This is a genomic window from Streptomyces sp. GbtcB6, from assembly GCF_019091475.1.
Classification (GTDB): Bacteria; Actinomycetota; Actinomycetes; order Streptomycetales; family Streptomycetaceae; genus Streptomyces; species Streptomyces hyaluromycini.
Window position 1 is genome coordinate 33,759 of record NZ_JAGXJL010000051.1, and the last position, 23,397, is coordinate 57,155.

Annotated in this window: 20 protein-coding genes and 3 pseudogenes; 14 read left to right on the forward strand and 9 right to left on the reverse strand. The window is 70.5% G+C overall.

Going from position 1 to position 23,397, the window contains the following annotated elements; all coding sequences use genetic code 11:
• Positions 1–129 precede the first annotated feature (129 nt).
• Positions 130–975 (reverse strand): helix-turn-helix domain-containing protein, encoded by an 846-nt coding sequence (locus KVT45_RS44975; RefSeq protein WP_217555516.1) that lies wholly within the window; start codon positions 973–975, stop codon positions 130–132.
• Positions 976–1,263: 288 nt separating this feature from the next.
• Between KVT45_RS44975 and KVT45_RS44980 the strand changes: the two genes are divergently transcribed.
• A complete protein-coding gene (locus KVT45_RS44980) occupies positions 1,264–1,848 on the forward strand; it encodes a site-specific integrase (protein ID WP_217555518.1) in 585 nt (194 codons plus the stop codon).
• A 527-nt stretch (positions 1,849–2,375) separates the two neighbouring features.
• On the opposite strand, the gene KVT45_RS44985 is transcribed toward KVT45_RS44980, so the two are convergent.
• Together KVT45_RS44985 and KVT45_RS44990 are read right to left on the reverse strand one after the other, a co-directional pair.
• Positions 2,376–2,642: a hypothetical protein gene (locus KVT45_RS44985; RefSeq protein WP_217555519.1), complete on the reverse strand. Its 267-nt coding sequence runs from the start codon at positions 2,640–2,642 to the stop codon at positions 2,376–2,378.
• Positions 2,639–2,809 (reverse strand): annotated as a pseudogene (locus KVT45_RS44990) (transposase); the annotation flags it as partial. The pseudogene KVT45_RS44990 and the gene KVT45_RS44985, both read right to left, overlap by 4 nt.
• 501 nt (positions 2,810–3,310) lie before the next feature.
• Between KVT45_RS44990 and KVT45_RS44995 the strand changes: the two are divergent.
• Complete coding sequence (locus tag KVT45_RS44995) at positions 3,311–4,927, forward strand: metallophosphoesterase family protein (RefSeq protein WP_254648286.1); 1,617 nt, start codon at positions 3,311–3,313, stop codon at positions 4,925–4,927.
• A 919-nt stretch (positions 4,928–5,846) separates the two neighbouring features.
• Here the strand turns inward: KVT45_RS44995 and KVT45_RS45000 are convergent.
• Positions 5,847–6,281 (reverse strand): annotated as a pseudogene (locus tag KVT45_RS45000) (transposase family protein); the annotation flags it as partial.
• A gap of 227 nt (positions 6,282–6,508) precedes the next feature.
• On the opposite strand from KVT45_RS45000, the gene KVT45_RS45005 reads away from it, so the two are divergent.
• On the forward strand, positions 6,509–6,979 hold the full coding sequence (locus tag KVT45_RS45005) for a lamin tail domain-containing protein (protein ID WP_254648287.1): 471 nt from the start codon (positions 6,509–6,511) through the stop codon (positions 6,977–6,979).
• A gap of 202 nt (positions 6,980–7,181) precedes the next feature.
• Here the strand turns inward: KVT45_RS45005 and KVT45_RS45010 are convergent, their stop codons facing one another.
• Positions 7,182–7,406 (reverse strand): restriction endonuclease, encoded by a 225-nt coding sequence (locus tag KVT45_RS45010; RefSeq protein WP_308311055.1) that lies wholly within the window; start codon positions 7,404–7,406, stop codon positions 7,182–7,184.
• Between KVT45_RS45010 and KVT45_RS57000 the strand changes: the two genes are divergently transcribed.
• The 4 genes from KVT45_RS57000 to KVT45_RS45025 all read left to right on the forward strand — a co-directional run bounded on the left by KVT45_RS57000 (position 7,396) and on the right by KVT45_RS45025 (position 10,838).
• Entirely contained in the window at positions 7,396–7,683 is a 288-nt protein-coding gene (locus KVT45_RS57000) for a hypothetical protein (RefSeq protein WP_254648297.1), read from the forward strand. The genes KVT45_RS45010 and KVT45_RS57000 overlap by 11 nt on opposite strands.
• 16 nt (positions 7,684–7,699) lie before the next feature.
• On the forward strand, positions 7,700–7,897 hold the full coding sequence (locus KVT45_RS45015; RefSeq protein ID WP_217555526.1) for a hypothetical protein: 198 nt from the start codon (positions 7,700–7,702) through the stop codon (positions 7,895–7,897).
• 1,497 nt (positions 7,898–9,394) lie between these two features.
• On the forward strand, positions 9,395–9,673 hold the full coding sequence (locus KVT45_RS45020; protein WP_217555527.1) for a PQQ-binding-like beta-propeller repeat protein: 279 nt from the start codon (positions 9,395–9,397) through the stop codon (positions 9,671–9,673).
• 457 nt (positions 9,674–10,130) lie between these two features.
• Entirely contained in the window at positions 10,131–10,838 is a 708-nt protein-coding gene (locus tag KVT45_RS45025; RefSeq protein WP_217555529.1) for an SDR family oxidoreductase, read from the forward strand.
• Positions 10,839–10,856: 18 nt separating this feature from the next.
• On the opposite strand, the gene KVT45_RS45030 is transcribed toward KVT45_RS45025, so the two are convergent.
• Together KVT45_RS45030 and KVT45_RS45035 are read right to left on the reverse strand one after the other, a co-directional pair.
• On the reverse strand, positions 10,857–11,642 hold the full coding sequence (locus KVT45_RS45030; RefSeq protein WP_217555531.1) for a hypothetical protein: 786 nt from the start codon (positions 11,640–11,642) through the stop codon (positions 10,857–10,859).
• Between the two features lie 382 nt (positions 11,643–12,024).
• Positions 12,025–13,599, reverse strand: a complete 1,575-nt coding sequence (locus KVT45_RS45035) for a tannase/feruloyl esterase family alpha/beta hydrolase (protein WP_217555533.1) — start codon at positions 13,597–13,599, stop codon at positions 12,025–12,027.
• 361 nt (positions 13,600–13,960) lie between these two features.
• On the opposite strand from KVT45_RS45035, the gene KVT45_RS45040 reads away from it, so the two are divergent.
• From KVT45_RS45040 to KVT45_RS45065, 6 genes are all read left to right on the forward strand, one after another.
• Positions 13,961–14,899 (forward strand): SGNH/GDSL hydrolase family protein, encoded by a 939-nt coding sequence (locus KVT45_RS45040; RefSeq protein ID WP_217555535.1) that lies wholly within the window; start codon positions 13,961–13,963, stop codon positions 14,897–14,899.
• A 175-nt stretch (positions 14,900–15,074) separates the two neighbouring features.
• On the forward strand, positions 15,075–17,363 hold the full coding sequence (locus KVT45_RS45045) for an MMPL family transporter (protein WP_217555537.1): 2,289 nt from the start codon (positions 15,075–15,077) through the stop codon (positions 17,361–17,363).
• 135 nt (positions 17,364–17,498) lie between these two features.
• The gene (locus KVT45_RS45050; RefSeq protein ID WP_217555539.1) at positions 17,499–18,704 is read left to right on the forward strand and encodes a sensor histidine kinase; all 1,206 of its coding nucleotides are present in this window, start codon (positions 17,499–17,501) and stop codon (positions 18,702–18,704) included.
• Positions 18,701–19,381: a response regulator transcription factor gene (locus tag KVT45_RS45055; RefSeq protein ID WP_217555541.1), complete on the forward strand. Its 681-nt coding sequence runs from the start codon at positions 18,701–18,703 to the stop codon at positions 19,379–19,381. The genes KVT45_RS45050 and KVT45_RS45055 overlap by 4 nt, the downstream gene beginning before the upstream one ends.
• Before the next feature lie 99 nt (positions 19,382–19,480).
• The gene (locus KVT45_RS45060; protein WP_217555543.1) at positions 19,481–20,080 is read left to right on the forward strand and encodes a DUF6461 domain-containing protein; all 600 of its coding nucleotides are present in this window, start codon (positions 19,481–19,483) and stop codon (positions 20,078–20,080) included.
• Positions 20,081–20,455: 375 nt separating this feature from the next.
• A complete protein-coding gene (locus tag KVT45_RS45065) occupies positions 20,456–21,685 on the forward strand; it encodes a Fic family protein (protein ID WP_308311054.1) in 1,230 nt (409 codons plus the stop codon).
• Positions 21,686–21,700: 15 nt separating this feature from the next.
• Here the strand turns inward: KVT45_RS45065 and KVT45_RS45070 are convergent, their stop codons facing one another.
• Complete coding sequence (locus tag KVT45_RS45070; protein ID WP_217555544.1) at positions 21,701–22,510, reverse strand: trans-aconitate 2-methyltransferase; 810 nt, start codon at positions 22,508–22,510, stop codon at positions 21,701–21,703.
• A gap of 411 nt (positions 22,511–22,921) precedes the next feature.
• Here KVT45_RS45070 and KVT45_RS45075 point away from each other — a divergent pair, with 411 nt between their 5' ends.
• Positions 22,922–23,278, forward strand: a complete 357-nt coding sequence (locus tag KVT45_RS45075) for a 5-carboxymethyl-2-hydroxymuconate Delta-isomerase (protein WP_217555546.1) — start codon at positions 22,922–22,924, stop codon at positions 23,276–23,278.
• An 8-nt stretch (positions 23,279–23,286) separates the two neighbouring features.
• Here the strand turns inward: KVT45_RS45075 and KVT45_RS57005 are convergent.
• Positions 23,287–23,397 (reverse strand): annotated as a pseudogene (locus tag KVT45_RS57005) (esterase); the annotation flags it as partial.

Consider the following 23,397-nt stretch of genomic DNA (forward strand, 5'->3'; position numbering starts at 1 on the left):
CGCGGCGCCCCGCCGCTGCATGCCTTTCCGGATGAAAGGAAGCTAGATGGTTTGCTTGAGTCACGCAAGTTTTGTCTGGCAGCGAGCCCGTGCCAACGTGACCGTGCCGACGAGGTCGCGCCGGCCGGGTCAGTGCTTTCCGGTGAGACTCTGGGTGCCGAGCACCGAGATCAGTTCCAGCTTCTCGGCCGCCTCGGTGCCCGGCTCGGCCGAGTACACGAGGATGCGCAGGTCGTGCTCCTCGACCCGGAGGTGGTCGCAGTCCAGCGTGAGGGAGCCCACCTGCGGATGCTCGACCGTCTTGCGCGACGCCTCCAGCCGGCCGACGCCCCCCGCGTCCCACAGCTCGGCGAACCGCCTGCTCTGCGCACGCAACTCGGCGATCATCCGCCGCAGTTGGCGGTCGGCCGGATAGCGTGCGGCCGTCGAGCGCAGCTCGGCGACCATACCGGCCTCAAAGGCATGCCGCTCCTCGGGGGTGTGCCGCACCCGGGTCGGCCGGGCGAGGAAGTTGCGCCACACGCCGTTGCGCTCGAAGCCGCGCAGCCCGGACGGGTCGCCCATCAGCGCCGCGTACATCGGGTTGGTCACCAGCAGGGTCATGGCCGCGTCGGACACCGCGACGGGGGTGCCGGCCAGCCGGTCGAGGAGCCGCTGGACGCTGGGCGTGATGTAGGCGGGCACCATGTCGGGACCGGGCGGCACCAGCCCCGCCAGCCCGAACAGATACGTCCGCTCGTCCGCGGACAGCCGCAGCGCCCGTGCCAGCGCCTCTACGACCTGCACGGACGGGTTGGTCGCCCGGCCCTGTTCGAGGCGCGTGACGTAGTCGACCGAGATCCCGGCCAGCAGCGCCAGTTCCTCGCGCCGAAGCCCCGCCGCGCGCCGTTGGCCGCCGGCCGGCAGCCCGGCCGCGTCCGGCGCGACCCGGTCGCGCCAGCGCCGCAGTGCCTGTCCGAGTTCCGTCGCCTTCACAGCCCCAGTCAACACGGTCGGCCGAGGACGTGCCTGGTACCCGCAGTCATAGGCTGTCGGGTCCGCCACACCACCTTTACCCTGGTCAGCGCGTTGAACTGCTCTGTGCGCACCCACTGGGTCGAATCGGGGTCGAATTGGGTGGGCAGGTCGTTCCACGGACCTTCTCACCCTCACGCCGCGGTGGTTAGCCTCAAGCTGATTCCGGGTCTTGCACAGGAGGGGTCGTTGGAGTCAAGTCCTTCCCTGTAGAACTCGCGTGTTCAAGCGCTTCTGCAGGGGTATGCGTTGTTCACATGGAATCTTGCCTGGGTGCCTGATAAATGGGGGCCGCTGCCTGCCGAGGGTGTTCTCGGCATTCGTGATCTGCCCGCTGCGGTGGCTGGGATCGGTCTGGCACCGGGAGATCCGGTGTTCGTCTGTCCCGATGGTTCCATCGACCAGGGCCTGCTGGCCTTCGTACGGTCGCCGGAGTTCCAGCGCCTGGAACGGGAGACGAAGCGCAACTACGCGACGGATATCCGCCTGCTGCTGGAATTCCTGTCCGCTCGGGGACTCGAATGGCGGCGAGCAGGCGAGCGGGATCTGGCCGACTTCCGGCACTGGCGGTGCTGGGCGGAGGAAAACCCGGCCCGGATCAGCGGCGCGAAGTGGAACCGCGAAGTGGCCGCCTTCACGATGCTGTTCCGGTGGGGTGGGGCAGGGCCGCTGCCGGTCGACTTCGGGCGTAGGCGGGATCGGGCCGGCGGCGCTGTGTCAGCGCGGGTGTCGTGGCTGACGCCGCGGGCATGGCGGCTGTGGGCCAGCATCGGCCTGCGCGGGGTTGGGCCATTGACTGCGCGTCCTGCGCAACCCGCATGCGTCTGCTGCTGACGGCCGAGGGCTACGAGACGGACGCTGGCTCGCGCAGCTGGGTGCCACTGGAGGATCGTGACCCGGCCCTGAGAGGGAAGGCATCGATCCGGGGTGGCCAATCCGTTGCCCAACCCACTCGGCTCCGCTTCGGCCGGGACCGGGACCTGCACGTTTTCACCTGCCCGGCCGACCCCGGACACCCGCCCCAGTGGGTACTCGCCTAACGAGCTCGTGCACGGCCAACCGTGCACGAGGTCGTTAGGCGTCACTCGTGGATCGCCGAAGTTGCGGCTGGTTTCACGAGTTCAGGGGGACAGCGATTTGTTGGAGGAGGTAGAGCGGAACGTGCCGTCGGCGCCGAGCGCGGTGACCTGCGCGGCCGATGGCGTGCGCTGCTTTCCGGAGTCAGTCGTGCCGCGGTCGGTGTAGGTGACGTGGACGACGGCGAGGTCCCCGCCGTCCAGGAGCCGTGTGGCTTCCTGATGTGCGTGGGCGCGGGCTTCGCCGGCCTTTCGCTGGGCGGTACGCAGGCGTTCGATGTGGGCTTAGGCCGGGCACAGCAGCCACGACTCCACCTTCGTACAAGGCAGTTCAGGCCGGGCTCCGCACTGCTCGCACACCCGGGTCCCGGTCGTACGGCGGGCGGCGGCCGCGGACACCTGAGCTGCGCTCGCGGAGGTCGGCACCGACTCGCTGATCAGGTAGAGGTCGAACGTGGCGCGGCGGCCGGCGCCGTCGCGGCCCTGTACGGTGGCGCGGGCCGGGCCGCCCGGCTGCCGCGGCAGGTCGAGATCCTTTGGACGTCGTCTCATTTGGTGAGTCTGCGGTAGCAGGTGAGGCTGCAGGCGATAGCGGTGAAGGCCAGGAAGTGCTCGGCCTTGCGTTCGTAGCGGCGGTGCAGACGGCGGCAGCCGCCCAGCCGGGACATCGTGCGCTCGATCGTCCAGCGGCGCCGGCCGAGCCGGGTGGAGAACTCGAGCCTTGCGGGATGCGTCGCTTGCGCAGCCGGCTGCGCCTGGAGAGGGACTGCAGGTCGTGGTTGCGCAACAGTTGCTGGCACTCGCGCCCGGCCTCGCATGATCTTTCGTACCGATGCCGCCGCAGCTATCGCGGGTTGAGCTTTACGCGGCCATCCGACGTGACGTCCCGCACCGGGACATCGAACCGTCGCGGAGACCCCGTGCCGACGAGATGTCGCGCGGGCCTCGCGGCGTCGGCTTCATCACGATTGACGGGAGCGCGCCCGAACACCCCAACCGCTCCAAGGCATTAGCCAAGACAGGGCCAGGCCGCCGGGCATTGCCGTCCGTTGCGGTGACCGCCATCTGGCGTTCATACCTGTCTCACCGCTCCGGTCGATCGTGCTTCCTAGCGTCCGTGAGTGCGCGCACCGCTGACCTGCCGCAGCCCGCTGTCGGGTTCGGAGCGCTGCTGTCCGGTCGGTGTGCGACTGCACCCGACGACGCGAAAGGCCCCTGGAATGTCCGAAGAACCCAAGCAAACCAGAATCTCTCGTCGCAACGCGCTCGGCCTGTTCGGCGCGACAGTGTCCGGCGCCGCCGCCGGGCCACTGGTCCTCGGCGCCGGAACCGCCGAGGCGGTCCCGGCGAAGTCGGAGGTCACCGGTCTCACCACCGGCTCGGCCACCACCCCCGTCCAGGGCCTGCACCTGACCTTCGGCGCTGACCCCCGCAGCCAGATGGTCGTCTCGTGGGTCACCGACGCGGCCGTCAAGAACCCCCGGGTCGTCTACGGCACGCTGAGTGGCGGCTTCGGCTCCACGGTGCACGCGACGACGAAGACCTACGTGGACGGCAAATCCGGGCGGACCGTCTGGGTCCATCACGCGCTGATCAGCAATCTCAAGGCCGACACCGACTACCTGTACGCGGCCCAGCACGACGGCGCCACCCCCGACGCCGGCACCTTCCACACGGCGCCGTCCGGCCGAGCTCCGTTCACCTTCACCAGCTTCGGCGACCAGGGTGCGCCCAGTGTGACGTGGAAGACCGGAGCGAACCCGGCCGACGCCTCGGGCCGGGACTTCGAGCCCAACGCCACGCCCGCCGCTGCCGACATCGTCACCGGCATCGAGAAGGTCGGCCCGCTGTTCCACCTCCTCAACGGCGACCTCTGCTATGCCAACACCGGGCCCGACCGCATCCGCGTCTGGCACGACTTCCTCGCCAACAACAGCCGCTCGGCGCGATTCCGTCCGTGGATGCCGGCCGCGGGCAACCATGAGATCGAGCTGGGCAACGGCAAGCTCGGTCTCGACGCGTACCAGACCTACTTCGAGCTGCCCTCGACCGAGACCCAGCCCGAGCTCGACAACCTCTGGTACTCCTTCACGGTCGGCTCGGTGAAGGTGATCTCCCTGCAGAACGACGACATCGCCCTGCAGGAGGGCGGCGACATCTACATCAACGGCTACTCCGGTGGTCGGCAGCTCGCCTGGCTGGAGCAGGAGCTCAAGTCGGCACGGGCTTCGAAGGCCATCGACTGGATCGTCATCTGCATGCACCAGGTGATGATCAGCTCGGCGACCGCCGCGAACGGCCCCGATGTCGCGCTGCGCGCGGCGTACGGCCCGCTGTTCGACAAGTACGGCGTCGACCTGGTGGTCTGTGGCCACGAGCACGACTACGAGCGCTCGTTGGCGGTGCGTGGCGTCGTCCCCGGCAGCGTCACCCTCACACCCAACCCGAGTCAGACCGCACTCGACGTGATCGAGAGCGAGCATGGCACCACTCACATGGTCCTCGGCGGTGGCGGCGTGTCCGGCATCACCAACAACAGCTTCACCACCGACGACGCCGACGGTCACGGGCATCACTCGGCGTACGTCCAGATGGAGCACGTCGGCAAGTTCAACTCGGTCAAGGAGAAGGAGACGGCGGTCTGGATCGGCGTCCGCGACGCGGAGCATCCGTACGGCTTCGCCGAGTTCGCCGTCGACCCGGGCCGTCACCCCGGTGACATGACCCGCATCCACGTCACCTACTACAACATCATCACGCCCACAGGTGAGCTGTCGGTCTTCGAGAAGTTCACGCTCCAACGCCGTCGTAGTGACGGCGGCCACGGCCAGCACTGACCCACGGCGACTAGCAGCAGTAGTCGTCAACGCCTGGGGCCGGGACGACGTCCCGGCCCCAGGCGTTGACGACCAGGAGCCCTTGGCGGGCGGGTCTCGAACACCAAATCGAGACGCGACATGCTCACCGCAGACCAACTCGCCGCACTCGGCATGAGATGGGCGTAGCGGTGGATGTCGAGGGCGAGGGTGGGTGTGCAGGTGGTTGATATTGGCGTATCGCGAGCTCAGGTCGCCTGCGAGGGTATTCGCCTGATAGGCCGAGTACCGTCAGAGCTTTCCTCGGAGATGGAGGCGTGGGCGCTGGAGCACGGGAAGGGAATCTGGTTCGGCCCCGCAGGCGACCTTTCCTGGCCAGACTTCGAGTTCGATCGAGGGGCCCGGCGCGCGGGCGATACGGTGGTGAGCTGGGCCGTGTTCTTCAATACAGGGGACATCGCGGGATCCTCATGGACATCAATCCAGGAGAGATCTGGCACCACTGGTAGGTCACCCCCGCTTTGGATCGCAACTGACGGGTGTCGTGGCGAGTCGGCGGTAGCAGATGAGGGTGCAGACGATGCCGACGAAGGCGGAGAGCTGTCCGCCTCTGCCTATCGACACGCTGAGTGGACCCGATCAGCGGCACTCCGGTTGCCACCATGCCGGCCGGATTCATCAGTGTGCGGGCAGGGCCGAGTTCCGAACCGTGCTGCCAGTCCGCGGCGGGTGAGCCCGCAGACCATTATGCCGATCAACGATCAGCGAATCACGGGTTCCACGTTTGCCGGCCTCGCCTCGCAGTCACGGGCCAGTCGACGGTGGGAGGTGGTGCATGACAGCGTTTGCCTCCTGCAGGCTCAAGCTGGGGGCGTGCTTCGGAGGTGGCTCGGCGCGGCCACCCGAATCGCCCACACGTTCGGTCGTACTGGGAAACCTGCCTGCGAGCCTGGATCTTGGTGGCGTCCAGCCGAAACTCTATGCCCCCCGGCCTGAACCTAAGCGAACACATCTGTCAGAGCCCGAAGACGCGGGTCAGAGCATTCAGGGACCCCACCCGGCGCGGCCGGCAGGGCTCGAACCTCCCCGACAGGCCGCGTGACGTTGGAGCGGTCGACGCCGAACCCCAGCCCCAGCACCGAGTGCGGTAAGTCGTGCTGCAGATGGACCGATGTGGCCACCAGCCGGTCGATGAACACCAGCCGATGCCGGACGCCAGCACCCTCGAACCGCTTCCCGACCCCGCCTCGCGCAACGTGGCGGCGGCCTTCGATGCACACTTGCCGCGGCACGGCCAACTCCTGAACCAGACCGGCAAGATGACACCGGGCAGCCCTGTGAACAGCCGATGCGTCAGGACTGCCCGGCCAGCCATGATCGCCACGGACGGGCCATACCACCCGCCGGATGGCACGCCCGCCCAGCACCACGTACCAACTCCTTGTTGTTGAAGACATCGCAGGGCTTCACGGCCTCTGAAGATTTTTTCCACGCACCCCACCCACGTTCAGCACGTAAGCGATGTGTCAACATGACGGCCGCCCCGGCCCCCCGCGCCGCAACGCGAGGCCAGGGCGTGTCCATGCACAGGGAGGGACCACTTTGAAGAAGTACGCCGTGTTGATCGCCGCTGCCGCCATGGCCGCCGGCACGCTCGCCACCGCCCCGGCTTTCGCCGCGACCGATCCGAAGACCGTTCACTTCGGCGGATGGCAGTACGACAGCCCTGGCAGCGACACCCGCTCCAACACGAGCCTGAACAACGAGTGGATCAACATCCACAACGGCACCTCCGCCGCGGTGCAGCTCAAGGGCTGGTCCGTGGAGGACTTGGCGGGACACAGCTACGTCCTGCCGTCGTACAAGCTCGGCGCGGGCAAGACGGTCAAGCTGCACACCGGGCGGGGCACCAACACCGCCGGCCACCTGTACTGGGGCAGCGGGAACTACATCTGGAACAACACCCAGGACATGGCGTTCCTGTTCAAGCCCAACGGCTACGACTTCCGCTCCTGCTTCGCCGGCCACGACTTCGGTGACCCCAACCCGTACAACTGCCACAACGAGAGCTGATCGACGGTCCAGGCCCCCGCTCCAGCGGGGGCCTGCCAGCCGTCACCCCATTTCCCGCCCGAGCACTGCGGTGCGGTCGAACCACACTGCGCGCATCACCCAGCACCTCACACGAGACGACGTCTCAAGCGGCTGGCCGACCGTCCGCCGCCGACAGCTCTCTTCCTGCGTCGGTTGAAGACTGACCCAATTCAAGGAGAGGCTAACCCTGCGGGACACGGCGCAGGTACACCCACCACCTCGTACAGCGAATCCCCCCACTGGCCCAGCGCTCCAGCTCCCGAGACCCGACCAGATGGATTGCATGGTCCCTGGCGAACTCACGGGCGGGTTCCGAGAAGCTGCCGTTCGTGATCATTACGGGGACGTCCGCCGGATGCTCCGGTCGTGCAGTTCCGTTGAAGGTCTGAACGTTCGTGCTGGTCACCGTGTACTTGGAGCCCTTGCTTGACTCTTTGGGTGAGCCAGGCGACGAGCGCTTCAAAGCCCTTGCCGTCGAATCTCTGAACCTGCTCCAGGGTGTACCTCTGCTCGGTGCGAGCGAACCTGCTTCTACGGTCATCGGTCTCTTCCAGGCGTCCAAGCTGCTCGACGGCCGAAGTGTGCAATGCGGTCCAGCATTCAACACCGGCGTCCATTACGTACCACTCGTCCAAGACCGCATCAATTGGCGAATCGCCGGAGTGCATCGACTGGCACATTGAGGAGGGGCCGCGCGGCTTGCAGGGCGTCATCACCTGCGACCACCCGGCCACGCTCTTCGTGCTGAACGGGATCCGCCCGCACATCATCAGGCCACGCCGCGCGAAGGCGCTCCGATTCGAGGTGGACGGCCAAGTCGTCTGCTCGAAGATCGTCCGGCATCCGGGGACAAGGCCGAACAACTTCATGGCCCGCGCACTTCGCCTCGGGTGCTGATGGCCCGGCAATAGATCTTCTGTATTTGATCTTCGCTGATCCCCAATCAGGTAAGAGTCCCGCACGCGGTGTTCGGCTGCTGTGCAAGTCCACAACGTTCTGACTCGCGCTTTGTCGCTAGCGGCACACGCGCGGTCTGTCTCCGCCTGCGCATGCTGTACACAGCTGGTCCGGAAGAACAAGACGGCAACGTACTTTCGGCCCGCGGCCGTTCGTTGACAACTCCACATCCCTATCGCAACGCGGTAAGCGCAACCCGCTGTAGGGGTCACGACAAGTCGTGGACCCGTCAGCACGCGCTCCGCGGTCGCCCCGCCACGAACGTGGCACTAAACGGCGACCTGGTAGGCGCCATGAGCGCCGAGTCCACCACCAAAGGAAAGGGAAACGCCGTCGCGGCCTGCTAGGTCGCGGTGGCGGTCTCGCGGTCCTGGCAACACCCAGTTGCTGGGGTCGCGGATGCACTGCGGTCCCGGTGACACCGAGTTGCCGCGGCCGCACATGCAACACATGCGATAGGGAGAGAGCAGTTGGAGAAATTCCACGAATGGATGCTTTGGTTGCACTACCTGGTGGTTGTAGGTGAACTACTAGGTTGGTGCTGGGGAGCCTGGCGGTACTTCCGCGTCAAGCGCCTTGCCCGAGATCGGCCCCAGGTGGCGCCGGTCACCACCAACATCACGTACATCTATTCCCCGAGCGTGCATCAGACCAATGTGTACTACGGTCGGCCGCCCGCAGAGTCGGACCCTTCGCGAGAGGTGCGGCTTCCAGATCGCCGACGGGAGATCTGGCGGGGATGAATGAGGCCGGGTTCGGAAGCAGTGCCAGTGCCTCCGATCCCGGCCTACAAAAGCCCCTTGCAGCCAGCAGGGGGCCTCTTTGTGTGCCGCTCGCCAGCTTGGTTAGGGCTGGGTGCGTAACCTCAATGATGGTCACTGAGACGTGAATCACAAGAGGGTTGGCGAACCCTTAACGTGTTCGACGCCCGGCGGTCGCACATGGCCACTGTTCCACCTGCTCATTCGGGTATGCCTGCTCTGGCGACCCGAGGTCAGTAGTCGGCGCAGCTCGACGGGTGGTGTGAGCTGGACGAGTCGCAGTGCGACGGCGACGAAGTGTGCCCGCCGCTGAATGTGTCGGCGGCCACGTACGGGGTCGGGTCGAACGAGGTCGGCTGGCTTGCCGGCGTCGCTGAGACGGACGAGCTGCTTGTGGTGGACGAGTAGCTCCTCGGCGGTGCGCCACCGTGCCCCCCTGACGGCGACACGGGCGCCCCACCCATCGCGGTCGCCATGAAGATTGCGCATGACGCTCCGGACCTCGCGGGAGTCCCGTCGGCTCTGCGTTCCGTCATCGAGCAGTGCTTAAGCAAGGATCCCACCGGCCGACCCTCCGCCGCCGAGCTGCTTGCTTTGCTTCAGGAACAGGGGATAGGGGCAGCAGGAGCGGAGGAACCTGAGAAGACGACGGACCCGGAAGGCTCCGCACGGCGACATGCTCTACATCAGCCGGGCGGACGGCGTGCTGGCCTCGTACGACCTCCGGACAGGCCGGCGAAACTGGGCCGTGGAGACGGGAGGCGAATCTCCCGTTCGCCCGGTGCTTGCCGGCGGCCGGCTGTACAGCTCGGCCATTGACGGGCGGATCACCTGTGTCGATGCTGCGACGGGAAAGACCTTGTGGCGCAGTGCGGCACGACGCGACCCGAACTTGGGCATCGAGAGTCCCGTCAGTGAGCGCCCTGAACCTGTGGTGCTGAACGGCGTGGTGTAGGCGGGAGCCAGCACGGGATCCGTCTTTGCGGTCGCCCCGACCACAGCGTGAGCGTGCGTGAGGAGAAGAGCAGCCCACCCGCGAGACTGACGCCGAGTCAGGTAGGCGCGAGGACGGTGCCGACTCGTCACGCACAGGACGACGCTGATGGCCGGAGTGGCAACTGGGGTGCTGAGTCCCAGTGGACCGTACGTCGGCTGCAGGCCAATCGGAGACGACCGAGAGGCCTGTCAGAGTCGCCGCCCTGGATCCACACCGGTCAACGCCGGTCGCTCAAAGGGCAGTTTGGGAGGCCGATGCCTCTGACTGCCTCCGATCGCCTCTGCAACCCGACCTAGCAGGTCACAGCCGTTTCAGCCTCAGTAAGCCCAGGTCAGAGAGGTGCGTCGGTGGTACCCGCAGTCCCAGGAAGAAGGGTCTTCTGGCTGCTCCCGCGGCCGGGGCGCAGTGTGGAGGCATGACGACAACACTGATCACCGGAGCCAACAAGGGCATCGGTCACGAAACCGCCCGCCAGCTCATCGCCGCAGGTCACACCGTGTACATCGGAGCCCGGGACGCCGACCGCGGCCGCCGGGCAGCCGGGGAACTGGGTGCCCGGTTCGTCCTCCTCGACGTCACCGACGACGCCTCGGTCGAGGCCGCGGCCAAGAAGATCGAGGCCGACGGCGGGCTCGACGTACTGATCAACAACGCCGGGATCGAGAGCAGGACCGCGGACAACAGCGTCCCCACGGCCGAGACCGTCACCGCGGACCAGATGCGCACCACCTTCGAGACGAACGTCTTCGGTGTCGTCCGCGTCCTGCACGCCTTCCTGCCCCTGCTGGAGCGCTCGGCGGCACCGGCCGTGGTCAACGTCAGCAGCGGTCTGGCCTCGCTGACGGCTCTCTCCGACCCGGACCACTTCGCGCACTTCTACCCGGGCATCGCGTACCCGGCCTCCAAGACCGCGGTCAACATGCTCACCGTGCAGTTCGCGAAGGCGTTCCCGGCCATGCGGATCAACTCCGTCGAGCCCGGCTTCACCAAGACGGACCTGAACGGCAACACGGGCACGCAGACCGTGGAGCAGGGTGCCGAGATCATCGTACGGATGGCGCAGATCGGCCCGGACGGACCGACCGGCGGCTTCTTCGACGTGAACGGCCGGCTGCCCTGGTGACTCAAGGCGGCCCGGGGGTCAGCCGATGCAGATGACCAGCAGGCAGAGGTGCGAGGGCGAGGTCGCGGAAGCGGTCGGTGCGGGGCTCGCCGGCGATGTCGATGTGCCTGTGGTGGCAGTCGCGCTCGCGGTGGGCGTGGCCGCCGTCGGCGCCGCCGTCGCGGCGACCGTGTCTCCGGACACCGTGGCGGCGGACTGCGGCTGGGCGGCGGAGGTCGCCGCGGGCTGCGGTGACGCAGCGGTGTCCTGACGGGGCGTCGGTGTGGCGTGGCGCGGGCCGGTGGTCTGTGCCCGCGGGTTCGACGTCGCCGAGCCGGTGGCGGGCGTGGTGTCCGGGGCCCGGTGCCGGCCGGTCGGCACCGCCGCCGCCTGGGCGACGTCCGTGGTCTGCTCGTCGGCGAGACCCATGGGCCTGTTGTCCGGGGCCGTGGCCGCCTGGGCCCGGTCGGTGCCCTGCCGGTCCAGCGAGGCGACGGTCAGTCCGCCGCCGACCAGGGCGACCGCGGTGGCCACCACGGCCCGCCGCTGGTTCTTCTTCCAGCGGGCCCGCTGACGGCGCCGGGCCGCCCGGCCCAGCGGCGCGGACGGGGCGCCGTCCGGGCCGTCGTAAGGCTCCTCGGCGGCCTCTTCGGCGTACGTGTCCGTGTCGAACCACGTGGTGTCGGCCGGGGCCTGCCAGACCGCCGCGCCGGTCGTCGCCGGGGCCGCAGTGGCGCGCGGGGCGATGTCCGGGGCGTAGGCGCCGCAGCCGGGGCACGCCAAGGCGCCGTTGAGGTGCCGACGGCACGAGGAGCAGTAGTCCATCCGCGTCTTCCTGACTCGACTGCGCCGACGGCGTCCACCGCCATGGCCTGATCTCGTTCGCACGTGGGATCGAACGGCCAGAACGGTAGCGATCCTTTGGCCAGGCAGTGTGCAGCCTGTGTGTCGCTTCTGCGCAGATGCCGTCCGGGGTCGGTGCACAACCCGGTTCGAACGAGGCCCGGCCTGCGGCTCGGCCGCCCGCGCGGCGAGGACCCCGGCCTCAAGGCCGAGGACGAGCCGAACCGGCCGGGCGCGGCCGCACCCCCGTCGCCGGTTACCGGCTCGGCCTCGCCGAACCCGACCCGGCGCTGCTGGGCGGCAGTCCGCACGCCGCCGCGTCGTCGGCCTCGGTGCTCCCGCGGCTCCCCTCGCCGGCGAGATGTCAGCGGCGGCACGTGTAGCTCGCGGCCTCCATGGTCGGGCCGCGGCCCGTGTAGCGGGCGTGCAGCGGGTAGCGGCAGAGGTCGCGGGTGACGACCGTGCCGTCGGCGGTGGTGGTGGCCGCGGGCAGGGTGTCGGGGGCCCGGCCGTGTTCGACCCAGTCGACGACGGCGGCCAGCGGATCGGTGGGCACCGGGCCGTTGCCGCCGGCGCAGTGCCCGACGCCGGGCGCGAGGAAGACCCGGTAGAACGAGTCGACCTGCCGGGCCCCGCCCATCGCGTGCTCGACGCGCTCTCGGTAGTCGACCGTGCCCTCGGGCATGATCAGCGGGTCGGACAGCCCGTGCCAGGTGACCATCTTGCCGCCGGCCGCCTCGAAGGCGCCCAGGTCGGGGTCGTCCGTGCCGATGACCCGGTTGTACTCGCGCTGGGACTGGCGGAAGAGACGCTCGAACCCGGTGTAGGTGAGCGTCGAGGTGTCGAAGTCCGGGTCCTGTTCGAGGAAGTACTTGATCCAGTCGGCGCTGATGGGGAACGGCGTCCCCGTGAGAGTTCCGTCGGAGGCCGCGGTGGTGCCGGCCAGGAGGGCCAGCGGGGCGCTGCTGTTCAGGCCGTACCAGAGGGACGTGCCGGCGCGGGTGGTGGGCCCCTCCCAGATGCGGGCGACGACCTCGGCGTCCTCGGCGCTGATCCGGAACGTCGTGCCCTGGCAGGTCACTTGGTCGCCGATGAGCGTCCGGGGGTCGAAGCGGCAGCGGTCGGGCTCGTCGACGACGCCGTCCACCACCCCGTCGTCACCGTCGCAGGACGCGACCGCCGCCTTGGTGAAGGCGTTCAGCTCGCAGGAGCCGAGAAGGTCACCCGCCTGCTCCATCACCACCTGCGGCCAGAGCTCGGCGGGGACGAAACGGTCCCAGTTGACGGCGGGCGCCGCGGCCACGATGCCGTTGAAGTCGTCGGGGTACCGCTGGGCCAGCATCAACCCCTGCCGGCCGCCGGTCGAGCAGCCGTCCCAGTACGAGTAGAAGCTGCCGCCGCCGTAGAAGGCGGCCGTGAGCTGCTTGCCGGCCACGGCTATGTCGTGCAGGGAGCGGCCGGCGAAGTTCTCCAGCAGCCCCGAGTCGACCCGGCCCTGTGCGTCCAGTGCCCACGCCGAAGGTTCCAGGGCGTCGGCGGAGACTCCGGCGTCGGTGGTGGCCGCCGCGTAGCCGTTCATGGTGGCCCGGGCGAGGCCGTCCTCGCTCGCCCCGGCGGCGTACCCACCGCCGCCGAGGGCCTCGAAGCGGCCGTTCCACGAGGTCAGCGGCAGCAGCAGACGGTTCGTCACACGGTCGCCCACCCCCGGGTGCGAGAGCACCACGGTCACGTCACAGACGGCGGGCGCGGAGTCGCCCCGGGCGGGACGGACGGCGGCGGTCAGCGACTCGACGCGCGCTCCGGCCACCCGGGGCGCGGAGAGCCCGGCGCAGGCCTGCTGCGGCGACGACCGTGCGGAGACCGCGCTCGCCGGCTGTGCCGGGGAGGTCAGGGCGAAGACGGCGAGGACGGGACAGAGCAGGGCGAGCAGGCGCTTCATCGGGCTCCTCGGAGGCTCTGACCGGGCCGGCGGACCTGGCCCGGAAGGCGTGGGGGTGCCCCGGCAACCTGGCAGACGCGGGAGCGGGCGGCATCGGAGGTTCCGCCAGGGTTGTCCCGGGGTGCAGGCGAGACGGCGGTGGGCCCGGGCTACCGGAACCGCAGTAGTCGCTGCTGAAACCGCAGTACGCCGGTACGGCCCCGCGTACTGCGCGGTGAGACCGCCGATTGCCCACAGCGGTACGACGACGGGACAGGCGGCGCCCGGAGAGCCTGAAGCGGTGTCGGAGACCGGCGCCGTGCCGCCCACCGCGGCTCAGCCCTGCGCCGGTCGGATCCCCAGCAGGAGACAGGACCATCGGATGAGGACTCGTACCGGGTTCGGGCTCGCAGCGGTCGCCTCGTGCCTCGCGCTCGCCACCGCCGTGACCGTCGGCAGAGGCGGCGGCGGTGGTGCCGCGCCGCCCCTTGTACCGCCGAAGGGGCCGTACGCCGCGCTCGGCGACTCCTACACGGCCGGCCCCCGCATCCCGGGCCGGCACGGGCGGCCCGCCGGCTGTGAGCGCTCCGACCGCAACTATCCCGCCCTGGTCGCCGCCCGGCTCGGGCTGCGGGCCGCCGAGTTCCGGGACGTCAGCTGCAGCGGGGCCGTCATGGACGATCTGTCCGGCCCGCAGTCGACGGACGACGGCGTCAACCCCGCGCAACTGTCGGCCGTGAACAGGGCCACGCGGCTGGTCACCCTCGGCATCGGCGGGAACGACATCGGCTTCGGCGCGCTGATCACGACCTGTGTCAAGAGCGGCGTGGCCTACCGGTTGGAGCAGCGGATCGTGGGCGGCGCGGCCGACGGGGCGCCGTGCCGCGCCCGGTACGTGGCGGACGGCACCGACGAGGTCGAGGGCCGGATCAGGACGGCGGGCGCCCGGCTGTCCGACGTGCTCGACGACGTCAGGCGCCGGGCGCCGGCGGCCCGGGTCTACGTGGTCGGCTACCCGGCGATCCTGCCCGCCGCCGGAACCGACTGCGCCGCGCTCGGACTGGCACCCGGCGACGTGAGCTACCTGCGCGCGAAGGAGCGCCGGCTCAACGCCGTGCTGCGCGAGCGGGCGCGGGCCGCCGGGGCCGGATACGTCGACACCTACACCCCCTCCACCGGCCGTGGCGCCTGCGCGGACCCCGGCGTGCGCTGGATCGAACCGCTGGTCCCGGCGGCCCCGGCCGCCCCAGTGCACCCCAACGAGCGCGGCGAGCGCGGCATGGCCGACGCCGTGCTCCGCGCGCTCGGGGTGACGAGCTGACGGTCCGGATGTCGTACCGGGGCAGGAGCCGGAGCCCCGGACGGGTACTGCGGTTTCAGTAGTCCGTCCTGCGGATTCAGTAGCCGGCAGTGCCAGTAGCCGCACGACGACGCGGGGGCCCTCGCCGGGACAGCCTGGGTGACCGAGCGAGATCGCGGATGTGGAGTTCCCTGACGTGGCTACTTTTCTGTATCGACTGGGCCGACTGGCCTTCCGGCGGCGCGGATACGTCGCCTTGCTGTGGTTGGCCGTCCTGGCCGCCGTGGGACTGGGCGCGCTGCAGGCGCCGGGCGCCGCCGACGAGGAGTTCTCGACGCCGGGCATCGAGTCCCAGAAGGCGTTCGACCTGATGCAGGAGCGCTTCCCGGGTGCCGCCGCCGACGGCGCCACCGCGCGTGTCGTCTTCGTCGCCCCGCACGGGCAGCGGGTCACCGCCACCGGTCACCGCAAGGCGATCGAGGAGACGGTGACCGCCCTGGGCGACGGCGCCCAGGTGGCCGGCGTCACCGACCCGTTCACGGCGAACGCGGTCAGCAAGGACGGTACGACGGCGTACGCGACCGTCACCTACAAGGTCAAGTCGTCCCAGATCGGCGACGCCGCCCGCACGGCACTGGACGACGCCGTCGACCAGGCGCGCGACACGGGCCTCACCGTCGAGACCGGCGGCTCCGCCTTGGACAGCGGCGCCGGACCCGGCGGCGTCGCCGAGTTCATCGGCATCGCGGTCGCGGCCGTCGTCCTGCTGGCCACCTTCGGTTCGCCGGCGGCCGCCGGACTGCCGCTGCTGACCGCGATCCTCGGCGTCGGCCTCAGCATGTTCACCATCACCCTGCTGTCCGACGCCCTGGGCCTGTCCTCCAGCACCGGCACCCTGGCGATGATGCTGGGCCTCGCCGTCGGCATCGACTACGCCCTGTTCGTCGTCTCCCGCTACCGGGAGGAGCGCGCCAGGGGCCGTGCTCCCGAGGAGGCGGCCGGGCTCGCGGTCGGCACGGCGGGCTCGGCGGTGGTCTTCGCCGGCCTGACCGTGATCATCGCCCTGGCCGGCCTGTCCGTCGTCGGCATCCCGATGCTGACCAAGATGGGCCTGACCGCCGCGGGAGCGGTGGTCGTCGCCGTGGTCATCGCGCTGACGGTCGTACCGGCCCTCCTCGGATTCTGGCCGAACGCCGTGCTGGCGGGCGCCGAGCGCCGTCGGGAAGGCGGCCGCCGCCGGTTCGGGTTCGGGTTCCGGTTCCGGCTCAGGAAGGCGACGCCCCAGGGCGACAGCCGTAGCAGTCGGGACAGCCTCGACAACCACGGCACCCGTTGGGCCCGCCTCGTGCTGCGCCGCCCGGTCCCCGTGCTGCTCCTGGCCGTCCTGGGCCTCGGCGCCCTCGCCGTCCCGATGACCCGGTTGCAGCTCGGCATGCCCGGAGACGAGGCCAAGTCCACGTCCACCACCGAGCGACGCGCCTACGACGACCTCGCCGAGGGCTTCGGGCCCGGCTTCAACGGCCCGCTGACCATCGTCGTCGACGCCAGGGGAGCCGCCGACGCCAAGGCCGCGGTCGGCACGGTCAGCGAGCGGATCGCCGGTACGAAGGGCATCGTCTCGGTCACCCGGCCGCATTTCGACAAGGCGGGCGACACCGCGGTGTTCACCGCCACGCCCGTCACCAGCCCGACCGACGACAGGACCAAGACCCTGGTCAGGACGATCCGCGGCGAGCGCCCGGCCGTCGAGTCGGCGGCCGGCGCCTCCTTCGAGGTCACCGGCACCACCGCGCTGAACATCGACGTCGCCGCGAAGGTGCAGTCGGCCCTGGTGCCCTACCTCGTCACCGTCGTCGGTCTCGCCGTCGTGCTGCTGCTGGTGGTCTTCCGGTCCCTGCTCGTCCCGCTCAAGGCGGCGCTCGGCTTCCTGCTCTCGGTCCTCGCGGCGCTGGGCGCGGTCGTCCTGGTCTTCCAGCAGGGCCATGCGGCCGGGCTGTTCGGGGTGGCGCAGACCGGGCCGGTCATGAGTCTGATGCCGATCTTCCTGGTGGGCATCATCTTCGGCCTCGCCATGGACTACGAGGTCTTCCTCGTCTCCCGGATGCGGGAGTCCTACGTCCACGGCGCGCCGGCGAAGGAGGCGGTGGTCGCCGGGTTCCGGCACAGCGCCCGGGTCGTCGTGGCCGCCGCCCTCATCATGATCGCGGTCTTCGCCGGGTTCATCGGCGAGAGCGAGTCCATGATCAAGATGATCGGGTTCGGCATGGCCACCGCCGTCCTCCTCGACGCCTTCGTCGTCCGGATGGCGATCGTGCCCGCGGTCCTCGCGCTGCTCGGGGACCGGGCCTGGCGGCTGCCGAAGTGGCTGGACCGGCTGCTGCCCCGGGTGGACATCGAGGGGGAGGCCCTCACCCGGTACGCGGCCACCGCCACGGTCGCCGACCCGGACCCGACCCCGGACGAGCCCGTCGAGGCACGCGTCTGACCGCCCCCACAAGATCCCGGCGGCCGCCCGTGGCACAGGTCACGGGCGTCCCGCCGGGGTCACGGGCGTCCCGACCGGGCGTGCCGGCGCGGACATCGGCCACCATGGACCCAGGCTCATCCCCCGGAGACACACATGACCACCAGCTTGGAACGAGGAACGAGGCGCTATCGCCACGTCGTGGACGCGGCCACCGTCCTGGCGCTGCTCGGCTGCGTGGCCCTGGGCGCCCTGCTGCACGTTCCCGGTATCAGCCAGCCGGGGCAGGTGTGGCCCGCCGTGGCGCCCGCGGCCGTCACCTGTCTCGCCCTGCTGCGGGCACGCGTCCAGCCACGCGCCGCCGCCGTCGTGGCCATGGCCGGTGCGGTGGTGACCCTGGCCCAGGGCTACATTCCCACCCCCCTGCTGCTGGCTCCCCTCATGCTGGCCCTCTACTGGGTGGCCGCCGGAACCGACCGCGGGACCACGCGGGTGTTCGGCCTGGCTTCCATGGCCATGGTGGTGATCACCACCGTGCTCGACACCCCCACGACCGAGATGCTGCTCCTGCGCACCCTCGGCCCCGTCCTGTGGCTGCTGCTGGCCCTGGTCGGCGGCAGCGGCGCCCGGCTGCGCACGGCCTACCTGGAGTCGGTACAGGCCCGGGCCGCGTACGCCGAGCGCACCCGGGAGGAGGAGGCCCGGCTGCGGGTCGCCGAGGAACGCATGCGCATCGCCCGGGAACTGCACGACGTCGTCGCCCATCACATGGCCGTCGCCAACGCCCAGGCCGGTACCGCCCGCCACCTCGTACCCACCCAGCCGGAGCAGGCGCTGAAGCTGCTCGACGGACTGACGGCCACCATGTCCTCCGCGCTGATCGAGCTCCGGGCCACCGTCGGGGTGCTGCGCCAGTCCGGCGACCCGGACGCCGAGTCCCTTGAGCCCGCCCCCGGCCTGGACCGGCTGCCCGAACTGGTCTCGACCTGCGAGAGCGCCGGTCTCGAGGTCACCCTCACCACCGAGGGCGAGTCGAGGCCCCTGTCACCGGGCGTGGACCTGACGGCGTACCGGATCATCCAGGAAGCCCTCACCAACGTGACCAAGCACGGCGCCGGCCAGGGCGCCGACGTCCGGCTCACCTATGCTCGGACCCGGCTGCTCATCTCGGTCACCAACGACGGCACCGCCGCCGTCGCGGAGGCCGCCGACGGCGGTTTCGGCCTGATGGGCATGCGCGAGCGCGCCCACTCCGTCGGCGGCGACCTGCGGGCCGGTCCCCTCCCGGGCGGCGGCTTCGAGGTCGCCACCGCCCTCCCGCTCCACTCCCTCGCACCGCAAGAACCAGAGGCCGCCGCGTGAGTATCCGTGTCCTGCTCGCCGACGACCAGGCCCTGCTGCGCGGCACGTTCCGGCTGCTGATCGACTCCTGCCCGGACCTGGAGGTGGTCGCCGAGGCCGCCGACGGGCGGGAGGCGGTGGACCTCGCCCGCGTCCACCGCCCCGACATCGTCCTGATGGACATCCGCATGCCCGGCACGGACGGCCTGGCCGCCACCGCCGCCATCTGCGCCGACCCCGGCCTGTCCGGCACCCGCGTCCTCGTCCTCACCATGTACGAGACCGACGAGTACGTCGCCCGGGCGCTGCGCGTCGGCGCCAGCGGCTTCCTCGGCAAGTACGTCACCACCGACACCCTCCTCGACGGCATCCGCACCGTTGCCGCCGGCGAGGCCCTGCTGTCCCCGGGCGCCACCCGCGCCCTCATCACCCGCTTCCTCGCCGGCCCCGCCGCCGGCACCCTCCTGGCACCCCCGGAGCGCCTCGACGAACTCACCCCGCGCGAACGGGAGGTCACCGCGCTAGCCGCCCGCGGCAGGTCCAACGACGAGATCGCCGGGGAACTCGTCCTGAGCGTCCTGACCGTCCGCAGCCACATCCAGCGCGCGCTGACGAAACTCGGCGCCCGCGACCGCGCCCAACTCGTCGTCATCGCCTACCAGACCGGCCTCGTACGCCCCGAGTCCCGGCAGGCCTGAGCTCCTTGAACCGCCGAGCCCATTCGTCGAAGGCGGGGGACTCCTTCAAGGGCCGCGGTCCCGGACGGGGTGTCAGTGGGGAGTGGCAGCATCTGCCGCATGACGAGTACTGATGCGGACCGCGGGCTGGACATGTTCCGGGAAGGGGACTTTCCCTTCTACACACTGACCTTCGTGCGGGATCTGCCCCCTGAGGAATTGCTGACCCGTATGAGGGTGGACCCGACGACCCTGGCGCTTCGCGACGGCACGGACCTGTTGGACGACTTCGGCGACGATCTCTTCGACGACGACGAACCGGTCGTCACCACCGGTGTCGACGGTTCCTGGACATGGGCGTGGGAAGAGGGCGGCACGCACGGACTCGACGAGCGGATCCTGAGCGCCGTCTCCGCGGGGACCGAAGCCGTCGCGCTGCACTACAACGAGAAGCCGATGCACTGCTTCAAGTACGCGGTGAGCGGCGAGATCATCGTCGAATTCGACACTCTCCAGGCGATGGAGCCGGGTGGGCGGGAGCCGGCAAGGCTCGACGGGATCATGAGGCCCCTCGGGCTCGTTCCTGGCCGGGTCGCGCCTCTCCACAGCGTCCTGGGGCTGGTGGAGAACGCTTTCGGCATCAGCTTGACCAACCCTCGGGAAGCCGACGACGAATGTTGGAGCGGCAGGCTGCGCCCTCTGCCGGACCAAACGGACTGAACGGACTGAACGGCATACCGGACTCCGGCCTGGCGTCCGCACTCCGGCCTCCTCGGCCGAAGCCCGGCGGGTGGACTCAGCCGGCACACGGTCAGGGTCCGGCCGCTCTTCCGCCGTCGAACTCGCCGCCCGTTCACGGCTGATGGACGACCTGCCGATCAGCGGCCGCCACAGGTTATGCAGTTGCCCGGTCGTGGGACGGCCGTGGAGGCTTGCGTGGTGAGACGTATGGTGTGGCCGTTCGACCTGACCTGGGACGAGGTGGACCCCGCGCGTCATCCGTTCGACAGCGTGGCGGCGGCGCGGGTGGTGCGATCGCTCGGTCCGGCCCGATGTGTACCCCGCCCGCCTGATGTATCGCGCATCGATCCGGCGATGAGTGACTGGAGCCATGGCGAGGGCAGCCTCTGGGCGGGCGCCGTGTCGTATGCCCTGATGGACCGTTACGGCCGCTGGGCCGTGGGCTGGCGCTGGGCGCACGACGAAGGGGACCTCGACGGCGGGCCCGTCGGGAGCTGGTGCTGTCCGCGGGATTCCGTCACTACCCCGGAGGAGACGCTCGACCGGGTCGTCGCGGCGCTGTGCGAGTGGCGGACGTGGCTGGAGAGTCTCGCCGCGCGGTTCGAGGCGTACCCGCTGGATCCGGCCGGCATCGAGGACCAGCGGATCCTGTGGGAGCGCGTCGCCCGGAACCTGATCCTGCAGGTCGTCGACCGTACCGGCTGCGGCAGCGGCTGGTACGGGCACTGCCGGCAGGTGCTCACCTGGTTCCTCGACCGCTGGGGGATCGCACCGGACATCGCCCGGGACCTCGTCGACGAGGCGGTCGGCGGGCGGTTCCACAGCTGGACCACTCCCGACATCGTGCTGGTCGACGACGTCGCTGAGCGCCTCGCGCTCGCGCTGCCTGCGTCCGGCGGACCGCGGCCGTCTGCCGGGCCGTCTGCCGGGCCGGCCGTCGACCACCTGGAGCGCTGGCTCGCCGTGCGGGGGACCGTGGCCTGGCAGGAGGCCGTCGACCACGGCGGGGAAGGACCGGTGACGGCGGCGCGGGACGGCGCGGCCGAGGACATCCGCGCCTTCGACCGTGCCCTGGACCCGGCCCGCGCCGAGGGGCTGCTCGCCGCGCTCGAACGGCTCCGGGCCGACGCGGCGCACGGCGCGCCGCTCGGCTTCGAACTGCTTCAGGGCTGGCAGCAGCACGTCCTGGGCACCGCACGGCCGCCCGCGTTCCGCACCCTGCCGGCCTTCGCCAAGCGCGGCCGGGAGCGCTACGGCATCGGCCCGGACACCCGGGCCCGCCTCGACGCCTGCCTGGCCGAGAGCGCCGAGGACCGCGGCGCGCCTCTGCCGCTGACCGCCCGCGCCGCCCGTGCCTACCTCGACGTGTGCTTCTTCCATCCCTTCGACGACGGCAACGCCCGCTCCGCCTTCCTCGCCCTCGTCTTCGTCCTCGCCCGCGAAGGCGTCACGCTCGACGGCGTCAGCCTGCTCCGTCGCGTCACCTTCCAGGCCGACGACCCCCGGGACGCACTGACGCTCACCAACTACATCGGCGTCCATCTCGCGGAGACCCGGCGCCGCGCGGCCTCCCCGGCCTCCTGACCGGTTCCCCTCCGATCAGCGGGAGATCTCCTCCCCGGCCTTCCGGCCCCAGACGGTGAGCATGCCGGCCGACAGCGCCGCGCACTCCTCGGAGGCCAGGTACCGGACCGCCGCGTCGACGGCCGCGTCGTCGACCAGGCCGGTGGCACGTATCGCCGCCCGGCTCCGCTCCCAGGTGTCCGCCCAGAAGCGGCTGACGGGACTGCCCGGCAGCAGCGGCGGCACATGGATCTCGGCGGCGACCGACCCCAGCCCCGCGCCGCGCAGCAACTGCGGGTACGACGGCACCCAGGAGACGTCGGTGCCGATGGTGGCCCGCAGCCCCTGCCACATCGCCCGCATCACCGTCGTGTACGGCGTGCCGGGAGCCCGGTCGCTCGTCAGGTCGACCGCGTCGCTGAGCACCAGCACACCGCCGGGCGCGACGAGTCCGGCCAGCGTGGCGACCAGGCGCTCGTGCTCGGGCAGGTGCATCAGCACGAAGCGTGCGTGGACGAGCCGGAACCGGCCGCGGACGGCGTCCGGGGCGGTGATGTCGGCCTCCAGCACGTCCAACCCTGGCCGTTCGGTCAGGAAGCGCACGTCGCGGTCCACGGCGAGCACGCTCGTCACCCCGGCCTCGTCCAGCAGCCGACCGGAGACCGTGCCCGTACCGGCCCCCACGTCGAGGCAGCGCCACCCCGGACCGGCCCCGAGGGCCCGCAGCCGCGCCATGGTGATGTCGTCGTAGGCAAGGGCGCCGAAGTCGATGCGCTCGCCCTCACCGGCCTGTTCGGGACGGAAGACGGCCTCGCCGTAGCGGCCGCCGCCCGGCGCGGTGGTCACGCCGCCGCCGGAGTGACACGCGGGCCGCCGTCGGGCAAGGGCAGCCGGAACAGCGGGTCGTCGAAGAGTTTCATGGCCGGGCCTTCGCACGTGCGTGTGGGGGAGGGGGCGATACCTGGGCCGCCGCTCCTCCGATCCTCCAGTGACTACCGCCCGCACGGCCGAGGCGCGCCGCGCGAACGACCGATCGGCCCAGGGCCGGGGCACGTGATCCGCGCCCCCGGGTCCCCCACCGGTCAGGGGACCCGGCGGTCAGGCCCCGGCCGCCGGACCTCCGGCAGATGGACGGCTGATACAACTATCTTCTCCGCACACCAGCCGCACATCAGCCGCACATCAGTCGTGCCGAGGGTGACCATCACGGCGGAACACGTTCGGGGAATCCAACCGGCCAAGAGGATCAGGGTCGCCATGCCACACATCACCGTCGACTACTCCCCGCGGATCGCCGACTCCTTCGACCCGCGGGTCTTCGCGGCGGAGCTTCAGCCGACGGTGCTGGAGGGGAGCGGTTCGGCGGGTACCTGCAAGACGCTGTTCAGGCGGGCGGCCGGGGCCCGCGCGGTCGACCGGTACGGCGACGCGACGGCCTTCGTGCATGTGGAGGTGGGGCTGTTCCCCGGACGGTCCGACGCGGTCAAGGCCCGGCTGTCCGAGGACGTGCTCGCCCTGCTGGAGAAGCATCTGGGGGTGGGCGCGACCCAGGCCGTGGTCTGCTCCGTGCAGGTGCGGGACCTGCCCGGGTCGTACCGTCTCCGGACCTTCTGAGCCGGCCGTCAGGCGGTGTGCAGCGCGCTGCGCAGGACGGCGACGGCCAGGTTGATGGCGGCTTCGGCGGCGTGTGTCTCGCGCAGGGTGTTGAGCATCACGAAGTCGTGGATGATGCC